The 17,209-nt window shown below is 72.3% G+C and carries 12 protein-coding genes; 4 read left to right on the top strand and 8 right to left on the bottom strand.

The annotated features are described in order from the left end of the window. Positions 1 to 91: 91 nt before the first annotated feature. Complete coding sequence (locus ACFYWM_RS42830) at positions 92 to 2,407, bottom strand: RICIN domain-containing protein (protein WP_389927060.1); 2,316 nt, start codon at positions 2,405 to 2,407, stop codon at positions 92 to 94. A gap of 364 nt (positions 2,408 to 2,771) precedes the next feature. After that, entirely contained in the window at positions 2,772 to 4,220 is a 1,449-nt protein-coding gene (gene argG / locus ACFYWM_RS42825) for an argininosuccinate synthase (RefSeq protein ID WP_389927057.1), read from the bottom strand. A gap of 388 nt (positions 4,221 to 4,608) precedes the next feature. Between argG and ACFYWM_RS42820 the strand changes: the two genes are divergently transcribed. From ACFYWM_RS42820 to ACFYWM_RS42810, 3 genes are all read left to right on the top strand, one after another. After that, positions 4,609 to 6,954, top strand: a complete 2,346-nt coding sequence (locus ACFYWM_RS42820) for a HelD family protein (protein WP_389927054.1) — start codon at positions 4,609 to 4,611, stop codon at positions 6,952 to 6,954. A 219-nt stretch (positions 6,955 to 7,173) separates the two neighbouring features. Further along, on the top strand, positions 7,174 to 7,662 hold the full coding sequence (locus tag ACFYWM_RS42815) for a hypothetical protein (protein ID WP_389927051.1): 489 nt from the start codon (positions 7,174 to 7,176) through the stop codon (positions 7,660 to 7,662). After that, complete coding sequence (locus ACFYWM_RS42810; protein WP_389927048.1) at positions 7,643 to 7,951, top strand: transcriptional regulator; 309 nt, start codon at positions 7,643 to 7,645, stop codon at positions 7,949 to 7,951. Before ACFYWM_RS42815 ends, ACFYWM_RS42810 begins: the two co-directional genes overlap by 20 nt. 146 nt (positions 7,952 to 8,097) lie before the next feature. On the opposite strand, the gene ACFYWM_RS42805 is transcribed toward ACFYWM_RS42810, so the two are convergent. The 6 genes from ACFYWM_RS42805 to ACFYWM_RS42780 form a co-directional block, all read right to left on the bottom strand. Continuing rightward, positions 8,098 to 9,855 carry an ABC transporter ATP-binding protein gene (locus ACFYWM_RS42805; protein WP_389927045.1) on the bottom strand — a complete coding sequence of 586 codons (1,758 nt, stop codon included), beginning with the start codon at positions 9,853 to 9,855 and terminating at the stop codon, positions 8,098 to 8,100. Further along, on the bottom strand, positions 9,852 to 11,567 hold the full coding sequence (locus ACFYWM_RS42800; RefSeq protein WP_389927042.1) for an ABC transporter transmembrane domain-containing protein: 1,716 nt from the start codon (positions 11,565 to 11,567) through the stop codon (positions 9,852 to 9,854). Before ACFYWM_RS42800 ends, ACFYWM_RS42805 begins: the two co-directional genes overlap by 4 nt. 470 nt (positions 11,568 to 12,037) lie before the next feature. Further along, complete coding sequence (locus tag ACFYWM_RS42795; RefSeq protein ID WP_389927040.1) at positions 12,038 to 13,183, bottom strand: serine hydrolase domain-containing protein; 1,146 nt, start codon at positions 13,181 to 13,183, stop codon at positions 12,038 to 12,040. 415 nt (positions 13,184 to 13,598) lie between these two features. Then, the gene (locus ACFYWM_RS42790) at positions 13,599 to 14,084 is read right to left on the bottom strand and encodes a Clp protease N-terminal domain-containing protein (protein WP_389927037.1); all 486 of its coding nucleotides are present in this window, start codon (positions 14,082 to 14,084) and stop codon (positions 13,599 to 13,601) included. Further along, on the bottom strand, positions 14,081 to 14,317 hold the full coding sequence (locus tag ACFYWM_RS42785) for a hypothetical protein (RefSeq protein ID WP_389927034.1): 237 nt from the start codon (positions 14,315 to 14,317) through the stop codon (positions 14,081 to 14,083). The genes ACFYWM_RS42790 and ACFYWM_RS42785 overlap by 4 nt, the downstream gene beginning before the upstream one ends. 151 nt (positions 14,318 to 14,468) lie before the next feature. Continuing rightward, positions 14,469 to 15,488: a LacI family DNA-binding transcriptional regulator gene (locus tag ACFYWM_RS42780; protein ID WP_389927031.1), complete on the bottom strand. Its 1,020-nt coding sequence runs from the start codon at positions 15,486 to 15,488 to the stop codon at positions 14,469 to 14,471. A 188-nt stretch (positions 15,489 to 15,676) separates the two neighbouring features. On the opposite strand from ACFYWM_RS42780, the gene ACFYWM_RS42775 reads away from it, so the two are divergent. Then, a partial coding sequence (locus tag ACFYWM_RS42775; RefSeq protein WP_389927028.1) for an Ig domain-containing protein occupies positions 15,677 to 17,209 on the top strand: 1,533 nt, incomplete at its 3' end.

Here is a 17,209-nt window from a genome sequence, read left to right as displayed (position 1 = left end):
TCGATGACGGGCGTCTCCGGCCGGGCCGCGCTCGCCGGAGGGAGGACGACCCGGCTCCCGGCGGGGACGCCGGGAGCCGGGTCACGCGTGATCAGGGCAGGTAGACCTTCGGCTGCGGCGGGGTGGCCATGCCGTCGCCGATGAAGAAGCCCGGGTGGGGAGGCTGGTTGTAGGCGGTGTTCTGCCAGGCCAGGGCCACCCGGTACTGCGGGTCGTGCAGCAGCGTGTGAATCTTGGTGGTGGTCACGACCGGCGTGCTGTAGATCCGCAGCGCGGTGTTGTTGGAGGTCGGCCAGATAACCTCCTCGCGCCAGTCGCCGAGCAGGTCGCCCGACAGGGACGGGGTGGCCTTGGTGCCGTTGTTGGAGTGCACCCCGGAGGCGGTGAGCAGCCGGGTGTCCCCGCCGGTGCCGTACTTGTCGATCCGGGTCTGGTCCACCAGCTCGCGGACCGGGTCACCGTCCCACCAGGCCAGGAAGTTGGCGGAGGAGGGGGTACGGCCGACCGAGGCCCCGGAGGCGTTGTACAGGTTGCCCATGTTGGTGCCCGCGCCCCAGAACTCCGCTCCCGGGCTGCCGGCGTAGACGTCGGCGGCGACGCCGCGGCCCGGTCCCTCCGCGCCGTTGTTGTTCGGCCGCTGCCAGACGACCTGCCCGGTGCGGGCGTCGTGCACGTCGGCCGAGGGCTGGTTGCCCGACTCGTGGATGGTGAACACCTCCAGGCCCGAACGGCCCGGGATCAGGTCGCCCACGTGCAGCGCGTCGCCGTGCCCGAAGCCGGTGCGGTACATGCCGGCGCCGTTGTCGTCGATCGTGGCCGCGCCGTAGATGATCTCCTGCCTGCCGTCGGCGTCCACGTCGGCGACGGACAGCTGGTGGTTGCCCTGCCCGGCGTAGCCGCTGTTGCCCGAGGAGTTGGAGTCGAACGTCCAGCGGCGGGTCAGCGAGCCGTTGCGGAAGTCCCAGGCGACGACGACCGCCCGGGTGTAGTAGCCGCGCGCCATGATCAGGCTCGGCCGCTGGCCGTCCAGGTAGGCGGTGCCCGCCAGGAACCGGTCCACCCGGTTACCGTAGCTGTCGCCCCAGGAGGAGACGGTGCCGCGCGGCGGCTCGTAGTTGACGGTCGACATCGCGGCGCCGTTCTGGCCGTTGAACATCGTCAGGTACTCCGGCCCGGCCAGGATGTAGCCGGAGGAGTTGACGTGGTTGGCGCTCGCGTTGCCGATGGTGACGCCGCGGCCGTCGACCGTGCCGTCGGCGGTCTTCATCGCCACCTCGGCCCGGCCGTCGCCGTCGTAGTCGTACACCTGGAACTGGGTGTAGTGGGCGCCGGCGCGGATGTTGCGGCCCAGGTTGATCCGCCACAGCCGGGTGCCGTCGAGCCTGATCCCGTCGATGTAGACCAGGCCGGTCGTCCCGGACTGGGAGTTGTCCTTGGCGTCGCCCGGCTCCCACTTGAGCACCAGGTCCAGCCTGCCGTCACCGTCCAGGTCGCCGGTGCTCGCGTCGCTCGCGGTGTGGTTGCCGCTGGGCGGGCTGATCGGCACGTCCAGGTACCCGTTGCCGAAGCGCAGCGAGGCCGCCGAGTCGGCCTGCTCGCCGCCGCCGACCACGGCGCGCACGGTGTACGAGGCGTCGGCCGAGGCGCCGGAGTCCAGGTAGTTGGTGGAGTTCGTGACGCTCGCGATCCGGGTGCCGCCCCGGTAGACGTTGAACGCGGTGTCACGTGACTCGGTGCCCAGCAGGCGCCAGGACACCAGGTTGCCGCTGCCGGAGCGCACGCTGATCAGGCCGCGGTCCAGATCCTCCATCTGCTTGGCGTCGCCGGGGACCGGGTCGGTGCCGCCGAGCTTCACGAGCTGCCACTGCTGGTTGGCGCCGCCGAGGTCGGTGTACTGCGACAGGCGGGCGCCGTCGGCGGTGGACCACTCCCACACCTCCAGGGCCTTGCCGCTGGTGCGGTTGATCAGCTTGACGTGGCCGTTGTCGGTGTCGACGACGCGGAACTGCTGGTTGCCGCCGTTGAGGTCGCTGTACTGGACCACCTCGGCGCCGTCGGCGGTGGAGTGGTTGTAGATGTCGAGGACCTTGCCGCTGTGGCGCGAGCGCAGCCGGTAGTAGCCGCCGCCGGAGTCGACGAACTGCCACTGCTGCCAGGCGCCGTCGTTGCGGGACCACTGGACGATGGGGGCGCCGTCGCCGGTGGCGAGGTCGAGGACGTCGACGACCTTGCCGCTGTGCCGGTTGACCAGGACGTACCAGGCGTTGGTGTCGATCGTCGCGGCGGCGGCCGGGGTGGCGGCCACCAGCGACTGGCACACCGCGAGCAGCGCCAGGACGGCCGCCGCGAAGGCGGCGCCGGTACGGCGACGGACGCCTCGTGGGGGAAAGCTTGCCGTTCTGTTCACAGGGGGGTGCCTCTCGTTGCGGACGATTCGCGGTGACGATTCGTTACGGACGATGGCGCTACGAACGTGGGACGATGGTTGTTAGCGTTAACATTTCCGCCGAGTGTCCGACGTCGCACAGGTACGACGGCGGATGTGTGCCAAGTTTCGGCAGTGTCGCCGGAGCCGTCAAGCGGTGGGCGGGATTCCCGCTGGGCCCGGCGCGCGGGGCCGGCGTCCCGCACGGTCTCCCCGGCCGTCTTCCGGCCGATGCCCGGCCGCGCGCGACCTGCGCCTTCCGGGACGCCCGGCGCCACACGCGACGGAGCCCCCGGGGTCCGTCCGAGGACCCCGGGGGCTCCGAGGGGGCTTTGAAAGTTTCAGCTCAGTCCGTGCCGAACTCCATCGCGGCGCGGTCGAGCATCTCGTCGTCGCCGGAGACCTCGCCGCGCGAGGCGATGGCCTCGGCACCGCCCCGCGGCATCGCGCCGATCAGCCCGGTCGAGGCCGCCTGGGCCGCGCCGATGAGCGCGGGGTGGGTGGTGCCGACCATGCCGAGCCCGGCGTACTGTTCGAGCTTGGCGCGCGAGTCGGCGATGTCGAGGTTGCGCATGGTGAGCTGGCCGATCCGGTCGACCGGGCCGAACGCCGAGTCCTCGGTGCGCTCCATCGACAGCTTGTCCGGGTGGTAGCTGAAGGCCGGGCCGGAGGTGTCCAGGATCGAGTAGTCCTCGCCGCGCCGCAGCCGCAGCGTCACCTCGCCGGTGATCGCCGTGCCGACCCAGCGCTGCAGCGACTCCCGCAGCATCAGCGCCTGCGGGTCGAGCCAGCGGCCCTCGTACATCAGCCGGCCGAGCCGCCGCCCCTCGTTGTGGTAGCTCGCCAGGGTGTCCTCGTTGTGGATCGCGTTGACCAGCCGCTCGTAGGCGGCGTGCAGCAACGCCATCCCGGGGGCCTCGTAGATGCCGCGGCTCTTGGCCTCGATCACCCGGTTCTCGATCTGGTCCGACATGCCCATGCCGTGCCGTCCGCCGATCGTGTTCGCCTCCATCACCAGGTCGACCGGGGTGGCGAACTCCTTGCCGTTGATCGTCACCGGGCGGCCCTGCTCGAAGCCGATGGTCACGACCTCGGTGGCGATCTCGACCTCGGGGTCCCAGAAGCGCACGCCCATGATCGGGTCAACGGTCTCGATGCCGGTGTCGAGGTGCTCCAGGGTCTTGGCCTCGTGGGTGGCGCCCCAGATGTTGGCGTCGGTCGAGTAGGCCTTCTCGGTGCTGTCGCGGTAGGGCAGGCCGTGGGCGAGCAGCCACTCCGACATCTCCTTGCGGCCGCCGAGCTCGGACACGAAGTCGGCGTCCAGCCAGGGCTTGTAGATGCGCAGCTGAGGGTTCGCGAGCAGGCCGTAGCGGTAGAACCGCTCGATGTCGTTGCCCTTGAAGGTCGAGCCGTCGCCCCAGATCTGCACGTCGTCCTCGACCATCGTCCGGACCAGCAGGGTCCCCGTGACGGCACGGCCGAGCGGCGTGGTGTTGAAGTAGGGGCGCCCTGCCGAGCGGATGTGGAACGCGCCGCAGGTGAGCGCGGCCAGGCCCTCCTCCACCAGCGCCGCGCGGCAGTCGACCAGGCGCGCGATCTCGGCGCCGTACGCCAGCGCGCGGCCGGGCACCGAGGCGATGTCGGGCTCGTCGTACTGGCCGATGTCGGCGGTGTAGGTGCACGGAACGGCACCCTTGTCGCGCATCCACGCGACGGCGACCGAGGTGTCGAGGCCGCCTGAGAAGGCGATGCCGACCCGCTCGCCGGTGGGCAGGGAGGTGAGAACCTTGGACATGGAACAAGATTATGCATTAAGGCGCATGGTCATGCAAAGCGGGGTGGCCCGCGGTGCGATGGGTTCCGGTGACGGTCGTCCTCGCACGCTCACGGGACGTGCGGCGGTGGCGGGGGAGCGGACGGTGCGGGGGTGATGGGGGGCGGGCGGTGCGCCGGTGGCGCACGCGGCGTTGGCCGCGATCGCCTGCTGAGCGGGGAGCGGATCTTCTTGTCGCTCATGACGCCGACCGTATGGACTGACGTGGCGTGAGGGGCAAGCCGGTGGCGGCTACGAGGGACCGGCGTCCGGCCGATGCGTCGGCGTGCGGGACGGTCTATACTCGTTTTCTTAGCGCTCTACCGAAAAAAGATGACAAAACCCCAATTAATAGGAGCGTACCAAGGCGATGTCGAGCCGTCAAGTGTCAAGCCCTCAGATCGAGACCGAGCAGTCCTACGTCACCATGCTGTACTGCCACCTCGACGAGGCGCGTGAGCGGGCCGAGACCTCCCTGAAGGAGGCGCACCGGAGCCCCGGTGTCGGCACCGCCCGGGGCATGGTCGAGCGGGAGGTGTCCTCCGGCGAGTACGCCGGGCGCCTCGCCAGGCTCAACGGGGTCGAGCACGGCCTGTGCTTCGGCAGGATCGACGACTCCGGCGGTGAGACCCTCTACGTCGGCAGGATCGGGTTGCGCGACGGCGAGGGCGAGCCGGTCCTGATCGACTGGCGGGCGCCCGCCGCCCGGCCGTTCTACACCGCCACGCCCGGCAACCCCGGTTCACTGGTGCGGCGCCGCCACCTGCACACCCGCGACCGGACCGTGGTCGGCGTCGACGACGAGGTGTTCGACCTCGATCGGATGAGCGAGGCCGACCGCCGCTCCCTGGTCGGGGAGGCGGCGCTCCTGGCGACGCTGCGCCGGGCGAGGACCGGCAGGATGAGCGAGGTGGTGGCCACCATCCAGACCGAGCAGGACCGCGTGATCCGCTCGGGCCTGCACGGCATCCTCGTGGTCCAGGGCGGTCCCGGCACCGGTAAGACGGTCGCCGCGCTGCACCGGGCCGCCTACCTGCTCTACACGCACAGGGACGTCCTGGAGCGCAGGGGTGTCCTGATCATCGGGCCCAACGACCTGTTCTCCCGCTACATCGAGCAGGTGCTGCCCTCCCTCGGCGAGAGCGACGTGGTGACGACCACGCTCGGGCGGCTCTTCCCGGGCGTCGCGGCGACGGCGGAGGACGGCCCGTCCCAGGCCGTGATCAAGGGCGACCTACGGATGGCCGAGGTGATGGCGAGGGCCGTACGGGATCGGCAGCGGGTTCCCGAAGGGGACCTGGAGGTGAGGATCCCCGCCCGGACGTCGGTGCGCGGCGGCGAGGAGGTCGTGGTCGACTGGACGACGCTCCGCGTGGACCACGGCACCTGCGTCGCCGCCCGCGACCGCGCCCGCGCGCTGCGCGGCCCGCACAACGAGGCCCGGCACGTGTTCGTGCTCGACATGCTGCGGGCGCTGGCCGCCGCCGAGGCCGCGCAGTACGAGTGGCTGACGGACGAGGAGGAGCTGGGGGTGGTGCTGCCCGACGACGGCGACTCGTGGCTGGAGCTGCCGCCGGACGAGGAGGAGATGCGGGTCGAGGAGGAGGAGACGCTGCGCGAGGCCTGCCGGGTGTTGTGGGAGCAGCCGGCGGTACGGCGGGCGATGGACGAGCTGTGGCCGGTCCTCACCCCGGAGCGGCTGGTCGGCGAGCTGCTGTCCGACTGGGAGGCGATGCTCTCGGCGGGCCTGGACGCCGGTGAGGCGGGGGAGCTGCTGCGCGAGCCGGACGCGCCGTGGACGGTGGGCGACGTGCCGCTGCTCGACGAGGCCGCCGAGCTGCTCGGCTCCGACCTGACCGCTGACCGGGAACGGGACCGGGCCGAGGCCGCCGAGCGGCGCGACGAGCGGACCTACGCCCGGGACGTGCTGACCTACAACGACGATTTCGAGATCCTGGACGAGGCCGGGGCGAGGCTCGCCGACCTGCTGGACGTCGGCACCCTGGCCGACCGCCACCACGACCGCGGCCCGGCGCTGACCACCGCCCAGCGCGCGGCCGCCGACCGGACGTGGGTCTACGGTCACGTGATCGTCGACGAGGCCCAGGAGCTGTCGGCGATGGCCTGGCGTTCGGTCATGCGGCGCGTCCCGACCCGCTCGCTGACCGTGGTCGGCGACATCGCCCAGACGGGGTCGGCGGCGGGCGCGCGCACCTGGGAGGAGGTGCTGGCTCCCTATGCCGAGGCCCGCTGGCGCGAGGAACGACTGATGATCAACTATCGGACCCCGGCCGAGATCATGGACGTGGCCGCCGACGTCCTGCGCGTCGTGGCCCCCGGCCAGGTCCCCCCGCGGTCGGTCCGTACCGGCGGGACTCCGCCTCGCGCCTTCAGCCAGGCGCCACTCGGGTTCGCGGACGTGGTGGAGTCCGAGCTCGCCGCGATCGGCGAGGGACGGCTGGCCGTCATCGTTCCCGACGCGCGTCATACCGGGCCCGCCGAGGTCGATCTCGAGACGCCGGTGGTGGTGCTCACCGTGACCCAGTCCAAGGGGCTGGAGTTCGACGCCGTCGTGGTCGTGGCCCCCGACGAGATCCTCGCCCAGTCGCCCAAGGGTGGTCACGACCTCTACGTGGCGATCACCCGGGCCACCAGGCGCCTCGCCGTGGTGCACGAGGCGGAACTCCCCGACATGCTCGCCGGCCTCACCCGGTGACGGTGGACGGTTCTCCCGGGGCGCGGTCGCTGTCGCTGCCACCGTCACCGGCGCCGCCCTGGCCCCTCGACCACGGCGAAACCGAAACCGGCGCCAGGGGCGGGCGGGCGGGCGGACCGGGCCGACGTCGCCGACGGCCAGGAGGACGCGGGCGGGCCGGGCGGGGTTGTCCGGGCAAGATACTTTCCATGACGGAAAGCTCGATGTATGCTTTCCGTCATGGAAAGTACCTCATCCGGTCCGGCTTCCCCCGACCCGGCCGCCGCGCGCGCGGCCCTGGACAGCGTCACCGCCATGCGCGCCCGTACGGCGGAGCGCGTCACCAGCCCGTGGTGGTACCACGCCGGGCTGGGGTTGGCGATGGCCGGCGCCTGCCTCTCCATCAGCATGCGCTGGGCGTCCTACGGGGTGCCGCTCTTCCTCATCCTGGTGCCGTTCGCGCTCACCGTGGCGCTCAAACGGTCGACGGGGCTGTCGCTCGACCGCTACACGTCCACTCCCGAAGCCCGGCGACTCTACGGGCTCTACATGCTGCCCGTCGTGGTCGTGGCCGGGATCGCGATGTACCTGGAGTGGGGAGCCGGGGTGTACGGGGCCGTGGCGGTGGCCGGGGTGCCGATCGGGATCCTCACCGTCGTCATGGGCTACCGCGTCGACGAGGCGCTGCGGGCGGATCTGCGGGCCGGTCGTGAACGCTCCGGTCTTTGACGAGATCATCCACGCTCCCAACCGCCTGCAGATCTGCGCCATGCTCGCGGCGGTGGACTCCGCGGAGTTCGCCGTGCTCCGCGAAACCCTCGCCGTCAGCGACTCGGTGCTGAGCAAGCACCTCAAGGTCCTGCAGACGGCAGGGTATGTAGAGATGACCAAGACCTCGGGCAAGGCCGCCAGAAGCACCTGGATCGCGCTCACCCCCGAGGGCCGGCGCGCGCTGGCCGGGCACCTGGCCGAGCTCCACCGCCTCAGCGATATGGCGAAGGTCATCGACAGCGGGTGACCGGGGGCTTCGCGTACCCGGCTGGGGCCGCCGCGCTCCCGGCCTCCTCCCCGCGAAATCCTCTCGGCTCGCGGCCCCGCCGCACGGCGTGTCCGCCCGGCGGGACGTCGTCCGGCCGCGTCCCGTGATCGTTCGCCGGGCGCCGCCTAGCGCGACTCCCAGGCCTGCCAGAGGCGGGCGTAGCGGCCCCCGGCGGCGACCAGCCGTTCGTGGGGCCCCTCCTCGACGATCCGCCCCCGCTCCAGGACGACGACGCGGTCGGCGGAGACGGCCTGGGTCAGCCGGTGCGCCACGACCAGGGTGGTCCTGCCGCGCGTGGCCGCGGCGGCCGACTCCTCCAGTACGCGCGCGCCCATGCTGCCCGCCTCCGCGGTGGCCTCGTCCAGGACGGCGACGGCCGGGTCGGCCAGCACCAGGCGGGCCAGGGCGAGTTGCTGCGCCTGGGCGGGCGAGAGGCCGTGGCCGCCCTCCCCGACCACGGTGTCGAGGCCCTCGGGCAGAGCCAGCGCCCACGGCAGCGCCCCGACCACCTCCAGCGCCGAGGCGACCTGCTCGGCCGTCGCGCCGGGGCGGGCCAGGCGCAGGTCCTCGACGAGGGGCCCGGCGAAGACGTGGGTCTCCTGCGTGATGATCGCCACGTGGCCGCGCAGCCTCGCGGTGTCCAGCGAGGAGGGGGAGACCCCGCCGATCAGCACGCTGCCGCCGGTCGGGCGCAGGGACCCGGCCGCGACGGCGGCCAGGGTCGACTTGCCCGCGCCCGTCGAGCCGACCAGGGCGACCCGGGCCCCGGCGGGCACGCGCAGGGTGACACCGTGCAGGACCTCGGCGGAGCCGTCGTAGCTGAAGCGCACGTCGACCAGGTCGAGCGAGGCGTCGGCCGGCGCGGGTCCGCCCTCGGGCTCGGGGGCGGTCTCCAGGTGGGCGACGCCGACCAGCCTGGCCAGGCTCGCCCCGGCCGCCTGCACCTCGTCGAAGACGAACAGCAGCATGCCGATCGGGTTGAACAGCCGGTGGAACAGCACGGCCGTGGCGGCGGCCTCGCCGACGGTGACGGCGTCCGCGCGGACCAGCAGGAAACCGGCGACCAGGATGGTGCTCAGGCCGAAGAGCTCGGCCCGGTTGACCCGGCCCACGAAGCGGGTGAACAGGTCCAGCACCCCCACCGACACCTTTTTCGAGTCGTGCGAGGCGGTCTCGATGGCGCGCAGGTGGCCTTCCTCCACGCGGTAGGCGTGGACCGTGCGCACGCCCTGCATGCTCTCCACCAGCCGCTGCGACGAGCGCGCGACCATGACGCGCTGGTTCGCGTAGTAGGGGGCGGCCCGGGGGAGATACCAGCGCAGCGCCAGCACGTACAGCGGCACCGAGACGGCGCCGGCCAGGCCGAGCCGCCAGTCGAGACCGACCATCGCGGCCAGGCTCAGCGTGCCGAGCAGGACCGAGGCGATCACGCTGGGGATGACGTCGGAGACGGCCCTGGTGACCTCGGCGGCGTCCGCGCTGACACGCGAGAGCAGGTCGCCCTTGCCCGCGCGTTCCAGCCTGGTGAGCGGGAGCGTGAGGGCGCGGGCGACCGTGCGCTCGCGCAGGACGGCCAGGATCTGGCCGCCCAGCCTCGCCACCAGGTAGGACGTCAGCCCGGTGGCCGCGCCGCCGACGAGGGCCGACAGCGCGATGGTCACGGCGACCGCGACGATCACCTCGGTGCCCGACTGCTCGCGCACCCGGTCGACGAGGATGCCCATCACGTACGCTGGGACGACCGACGCCGTCGCGCCGAGCAGGCCCACCAGCAGCGTCACGACCACCGCGCCGCGGCGCTCGCGCAGGTGGGCGCGCAACCAGCGCCAGGTCTCACCGCCGCTCGCGATCGGCAGCAGGTCCTGCTCTCCCGGCGTGCTCATCGCTGTACCGCCCGCCTGTAGTCGTCGTCGGTGGCCCCGAGGCCGGCGTGTGATCCCTCGGCGACCACCTTGCCGCCGTCCAGCACGAACACCCGGTCGGTGGCGGCGAGCAGGGCCGGGCTGCCGGTCACGACCACCGTGGTGAAGGCGTCGCCGTCGCCGGGGTGGCGCAGGGAGCGCAGGCCCCAGGCGATGCCCTGTTCGGTGACCGCGTCCACGGCCGTGGTCGGGTCGTGCAGCACCAGGACCGGCGGGCGGGCGAGCAGCGCCCTGGCCAGGGCCACCCGCTGGCGCTGGCCGCCCGACAGGCTCGCGCCCCGCTCCACCACCTGGAGTTCCAGGCCGTCGGGATGGGCGGCGACCACGTCGTCGGCCGCCGAGGCGGCGAGGACCGCCGCGAGCTCCTCCGGGCCTCCCGGCTCGCCGCCCACGGTCAGGTTGGTGGCGAGGGTGCCCTCGAACAGGTCGGTGTGGTGGGGTTCGACGAGGATCCGGCCGCCGATCCGCACGCTTCCGCCGTACTCGGAGGGGCTCACCCGCCCGGACAGCACCCGTACCAGCGCGTCGGCGTCGGCGGGCCGGTGGGCCATCACCCCGACGAACTCGCCGGGCCCGGCCACCAGGTCGACCCCGGTGAGCGCGTCGTAGCTCAGCCCGGAGATCTCCAGCCCGGGAGGACCTCCGTCCCTCCCTCCGGCCGCGTCGCCGTCGCCGGGCAGCGGACCGCCGGGCAGCAGCACCGGCGCGCCGGCCACGCGCGCCACCCGGTCGGCTGAGGCGCGGGCCTCGGCCACCCAGCCGGGTACCAGCGTCAGCGTGCCCACCGGTTCCATCAGGAACTGCGCCAGCCCGATCACCGTGATGAACTCTCCGGCGGAGATCTGGCCGCGCAGCGCGAACCATCCGGCGAGCACCGCGACCCCGCACGCCAGCAGCGCGCCGCCCGCGCCGGAGACGGCCGCGTAGATCCCCTGGGTGCGGCCCGCCCGCAGCGCGGCCGCCAGCGAGAGCCTGCTGACCCGCGTGTACCGCTGGGAGGCCGCCGCCTCGGCGCCGATGCCCCGCAGCGGGCGCACGCCGCTGACCAGGTCGGTCGCGAGCGACGCGGCCTGACCGGCCAGCTCCTGCTGGGCCGCGACGTGCCGGGTGATGTACGGCGTGCCGACGTGCAGCGCCAGCAGCGTCAGCGGCGTGGCCACCAGGACGGCCACGCCGAGGGGCAGGTCGATGAGCAGCAGCGTCACGGCGCACACCGCCGCCGCGACCGTCGCCCCGACCGCGCGCGGCAGGTAGTCCAGGAGTTCCGAGGTGTTGTCGGCGTCGCTGGAGGAGATCGTGAGCAGCTCGCCCGCGCGCAGGCCGGTGTCCAGGCCGCGCCGGTCGATGATCTTCGCGGCGAGTTCCAGGCGCAGCAGGTGGGCCTCGTGGGCGATGGCGCGCATGATGGTCCGCGCGCCGTACCGGTAGGCCAGGCTCAGGGCGGTGAACAGCGCGGCCAGCGCGGCCAGCCACCACAGCAGCGCCCCGCCGTCGCCCGGCCCGATCGCGCGGTCGACGATCACGCCGATGAGGATCGGCACGCTCGCCTCGCACACCTGGTGCAGGCTGAGCAGCAGGGTGCCCGCGCCCAGGCGCGCGGCGTTGCGCCTCAGCGTCCTGCGCAGGACGCCCGTCCCGGTCATGCTCGCCCCGGTCGTACGTGCCTCGGTCATGCCCGCTCCCGTCGTGCCCGTCCCTGTCACGGGTGTCCCTGTCACGGGTGTCCCTGTCACGGGTGTCCCTGTCATGCGCGCGCCTGTCTGGCCGGCAGCCAGGCGAAATAGGTCCCGCCCGGGCTCACGGTCGCCACCCCCACAGGTGGTCGCGTCGGAGAGAACAGCCGGACCGCCGGGAAGTCGCCGACCAGCGGCGACAGCGCGCCGGTGAGGGCCGCGGGGACCAGGGCGATCCCGGGGCCCGGGTCAGGCGCGCGACGACCGGCGGCGCCGGACAGACCCAGAGCCGGCCGGTACGGCGGGCGAGGGACCGTGCGGGGGACATGGGAGGACTCTTTCGTGGCGGCTCTGGACAGGCTGGAACGGAGAGCTCGCCCGAAGTAGGTTAGCCTTTCCTAATCTTGGGAGACTAGCCGGGTCCGGTTAATTTCGACAAACCGGACTTCTGGCTCGTGGTCGTCCTCCGGTCACCCGTCCGCGTCGCCCGGCGCCGGGGTGGTCGGGCGAAAGAGCGGCTCGAAGAGCGTGGTGAACGTCTCCTGGAAGTCGTTCCAGTCGCCGTTCAGGTTGCCCACCAGTACGCGGGTGCCCCGGCGGTCGCCCATCGCGTACGACATCGAGCCCCGGATGAAGCCGCCGCCGCCCCAGAGCGTGACCCCGCACGGGAGCCTCTGGGAGTAGACGCCGAGACCGTACCCGGTGTCCGGCACCCAGCCCGAGCCCTCCGTCGGGACGGTGGTGAACATCTCCCGCTGCAGGTCGGGCGGCAGGAGACGGCCGCCCAGCAGGGCGTTCAGGAACCGGTGCAGGTCCGAGGTCGTCGAGATCATGCCGCCCGCGGCCCCGGCCCAGCTCACGTCCATCTCGGTCACGTCGTGGATCTCCGCGTCGGAGCCGCTCTCGTCCGACGTGGAGTAGTGGCGGGCGTGCGGGGCGCGGACCGTCGTCTCCTCGTCGCCTGGGAGATAGGTGCCCGTCAGGTGGAGCGGGCGGGCGAGGCGGCGCTCGATCTCCTCCGCGAGGGTCGCGCCCGCCGCGAGCTCGACGATCATTCCCGCGAGGCTGTAGTTCACCTTGGAGTAGACGAAGCGCCTCCCCGGCTCCCCGGGGCTCGGAGGCTCCTGGCCGGGGAGGGCGTCGGGGAGCCCGCTGGTGTGGTTGAGCAGCTGCCTGACGGTGATCGCGGTGCCGTCCGCGCCGAGGTGCTCCTCCACCACGCCGGGCAGCCACTTCGCCACCGTGTCGTCGAGGGTGAGCTTCCCCTCGGCCGCCAGCTGCAGGACCACCGTGCCGGTGAACGCCTTGGTGAGGCTTCCGACGCGGAAGTGCTCGTCCGGCCGGCGCTCGTGGCCGGTCGCCAGGTCGGCCACCCCCGCGCTGCCGGACCACGGCGCCGAGCGGGCGTCCCTGAACTCGGCGATGACGCCGGGGCCGCCGCCACCGGCCACGACCCGGTCGAGCGCGCGCCGGATCCCGGCCCGGTCCCGCTCCCGCTCCCGGTCGTCGTCACCGCCCCGGTCGCGACCGGCCGCGCCCGCGGAGGTCGTCATGGCGGCCCCCGCCACCGTCAGGGCGACGGCGAGCAGGCCGGCACGGGCAAGGAACGTCGACATGTTGCCTCCTGGGGCATGGAAAGAGGAGTGGGGGAGCGTGGGAGCAGGGAGGGCGAGGGGGACGGGCGCGCGGCACGCGGGAACCCGGAGCGGGTCCGCGCGGGCGGGAGCGTGACGGGCGGCCGGAAGTCACAGGGGACGTGAAGTCACGGAGGTCGTGGAAGACGCGGAAGACGCGGAAGACGCGGAAGACGTCGGCGGCCGGGCCGTCCGGAGGTCATGGAAGGCGCAGGTGGACCGGGCCGTCCGGATCGTCGCGCCGTAGGTGGGCTGAGTCGTCCGGGCCGTCACGCCGCGGGTGGCCGAGCCGTCCGGATCCTCGCACTGCCGTTGAGCGCTCCGGGAGCGGAAGCGGGAGCGGGGACATGGCCGGTGAGGCGTACCCGCTGGGAGTGGGGTGTTCCCGGAGGGGGTCTTACTCCGCGTCGCCGTCCGTGATGGTGCTCCGGACGCGGGTCATCAGGTCGGTGCGGTCGACGCCGGCCAGGGCAAGCGCGCGTGGCACCGCGCCCACCTCGGCCAGCAGGATGCCGAGCAGCACGTGCGCCGGTCGCAGGTCCTTCTTGCGAGAGGCCGAGGCGAAGCCGCGGTCGAGGGCGAGCCTGGCCGTAGCGCCCATGTCGGGCGAGCGCCTGGGCGCGGTGCTCGACGGGGGGAGGCCGAAGAAGGCGGGGGACACCCCGACCGCGCTCAGGCTGTGCTCGAACTCCCGGTCCAGGGCGGCCAGGATCGCCCGGTGGTCGAGGCCGGCGGAGGCCAGGACGCGCTGCGGGGCGGTGCCCTCCTGGGCCGCGACGGCCAGCAGGAGGTGCTGCGCCTCGACCGTGGCCGATCCGTGCCGTCGCGCCTCGGTCGCCCCCTCCATGATGACCGTGTGGAGGTATCTGTCGAACGTGTTCACGGTGAACGTCTCCTCAGCGTGACGCCCGCGACGATGAGCCGCTTGGCGTGTTTCCGGTGGACCGCCTGACGGGTCACGCCGAGCGCCTCGGCGACCTGCGGCCAGCTCCAGCCCGCGCGCATCGCCTGCTCGACGGAGGCGTCCTCCAGCTGGTCGGCCAGGCGTCGCAGCGCCACCACGGCCGCCAGCGCGTCGGCGGGGTCCTGGGGTACGGGGATGTCGCTCGCGGGCATGTAAGCAACGCTAATTGACTAATATGAGGTTAGTCAACACGAGTTGCTTGGAGGGCGGCCATGGAAGACGCCCGGCTCGCCCGGACCCCTCCAGCAGAGAAGGCCGAGAGCCTCCTCCACCGGGAAGGCCGGGACCGTTCCCGCCTGCCGGTCAGGTGGGGTTGGCCCGGGAGGACTCGCGCAGCACGAGCCCGCACGGCACGGTCAGCACGCCGCTCGGGCGGGGGGCGCCGCCGATGGCGCCGAGCAGGTGCTCGGCGGCGACCCGTCCGATCTCGCCCAGGTTCATGTCGACCGTGGTCAGCGGCGGCCTGCAGCCCATCGCCATCGGCTCCCAGTTGTCGAACCCCACCAGCGCCACGTCCTCGGGGACGCGCCGCCCGCGCTCCCTGAGGGTCTCGCACACCCCCCGGGCGATCTGGTCGCTGCCGCAGAAGATCGCGTCGACTTCGGGATGCGCCCTCAGCAGGATGTCGGCGCCCTGGCGGCCCCACTCCTCGCTCCACTCGCCGAACAGCGGCTCGCCTGCCGACCGCAGCCCGGCCTGCGCCAGCGCGCCCGTCATGCCCTCCGCCCTCCGCCTGGCCGCCTCGAACCGCTGCGGACCCGTCACGTGGCCGATGCGCGAGCGTCCCGTGGCCAGGAGGTGCCGCGCCACCAGCGCGCCCCCGCCGAGGTCGTCGGGGATGACGGAGAAGTCGGAGTCGTTGGTCGAGCGCGTCATGGCGTACACGACGGGCACCGGCAGATCGGTGCCGATGCCGGGACGGGGCTCGGTGCGGCGGCCGGTGACGATGATCCCCTCGACGCGGCGGGCCAGCAGCCGCTCGACGTAGTGCCGCTCGCGGATCGGGTCGTCGCGCGTGTCGCACATGAAGACGGAGATCTGGCCCGCGCCCAGCGCGTCCTCCACGCCGAGCATGACCGGGATGCTGAACCTGCCGAAGCTGTCGCACGAGACCAGGCCCACCGTGTAGGTGCGCCCGGCCAGCAGCCCCCGCGCCATCGTGTTGGGCCGGAAGCCGAGCTCCTCCGCCACGGCCGCCACCCGGGCCCGGGTCTCCTCGCGCAGCTTGCCGCGCCCGTTGAGCGCCTTGGAGGCCGTGCCGATCGACACCCCCGCGGCCGCGGCCACCTCGCGGATCGTGACAGCTGCCACCTGTTCGGACAAGCCTTTTCCTCTCAGCGGTCCAGCGGACAGAGCCCTGGGCAAGCGCTTTCTTGGCCGTCCCCCGGCTATTGACTCTCCGCTCATATTAGATCTACCTTCCAGAAGGAAAACCTATTCCTTGTGTTTCCTTCAGGTGGCACGGGGGAGCGCGCGACGCCCCCCGCAGGTATCAGGAACCGGAGCCCGCCATGAAACGAACGCTCCTCTCGTCAGCCCTGCTCTCCGCTCTGCTCTCCTCCACGCTGGTCGGCGTGCCGGCCGCGCACGCCGCTCCCACCGCCCAGGTCGTCGACATGTTCGGCAGGACCGTCAACACCTACGGCGTCAAGCTGGTGGACTGGGAGGGCTACCTCGCCAATCCCTACGTCGAGCTCACCGTACGCCCCCCGCAGGACGTGCCGTTCCCGGTCACGATCGACCTCAAGGCCGAGGGCACCTCCCGGCTGATGATGGACCTGCCCAGCCAGCTCAGCGCCACCGGCGCGACCAAGAGCCTGACGTTCGCCAACGCCTCCGAGCAGAAGACCTTCAAGCTGGCGATCCACTCCAAGCGGGGGCCGGGCGCCGACGAGCAGTACACGCTGAGGCTCACCACCCGGGCCGCGAACAACACGTCCTACCAGCAGACCATGCCCATCCGGGTCCAGCAGGACCAGAAGACCCAGCTGGAACCGACGATCCCGATCAACTTCGACTACCGCTACGACACGATCACCGGCTACTTCTCCGGCCAGCCCTTCAGGACCGCGGCCGAGGAGGCGGTCAAGGACTGGTTCAGGTTCTTCGACATGCAGCCCTTCGACACGGTGGCCGCCGGGGCCGAGAACAACCACCTGCCGGGCAACGACTGGCAGAACACCATCTCCGTCACGAACAACGCGGCCTACAACGGCATGTGGGTGTACTTCCGGGGCATCCAGACCCCCTACTCCACCGGCTATCCGGCCGCCAACGGCAGGTACCACGCCAGGAACGGCCAGCAGCTGCCCGGCCCGATCCACCGCTCGACCGCGATGATCTTCGAGTACGACGAGGCGGGCAAGCAGCTCTTCACCTCCCTGGCCGACGAGGACTGGTACAAGACCGAGATCCAGGGGTCGGTGCTCGACGTGCACGGCCTGGTCATGCACGAGTACGGCCACGCCGTCGCCTTCCACAGCGACTGGGCGGGGATGCGCAACTACGTCAGCACGTCGGGCGCGAACGACCAGGACGTCATCGAGTACATGGGGCGCACGGTCCCGCTGGACAGCAGCTACCACGTCCCGGGGACGCAGCCGTACTGGGACCGGCTCAGCGGGCAGAGCGGCGGCTGGACCCACATGTTCCCGACGCGCCGCTGGATGCTCACCAAGCTCGCCCTGCTGGTCGCGGAGAACGCCGGATGGAAGGTGAACCGCAACCTCACGCCGTTCCTCAAGCCCTCCATCGTCACCACCGGCCTGCCCCAGGTCACCGCGGGCCAGCCGTACCAGCAGACGCTGGCCGCGAAGGGCGGCGTCCCGTTCTACGACTGGCGGGTGGCGGGCGGCGCGCTGCCCGCCGGGCTCAGCCTCGACAGGTTCACCGGGACGATCAGCGGGACGAGCACGGCGGCCCCGGGCACGTACTCCGCCACCGTCCAGCTGCGTGACTACGACAGTCTCAGCACCCCGGTGACGAGGACCTTCCAGATCACCGTCGGCGGCACCGCGCCGGTCAACCAGGCGCGGAACGCGACG

Source organism: Streptosporangium sp. NPDC002721 (assembly GCF_042888905.1).
In the GTDB taxonomy this organism is placed as follows: Bacteria; Actinomycetota; Actinomycetes; order Streptosporangiales; family Streptosporangiaceae; genus Streptosporangium.
The sequence above is the reverse complement of the archived record's forward strand: the minus strand, read 5'-3'. Positions and strand labels throughout refer to the sequence as shown.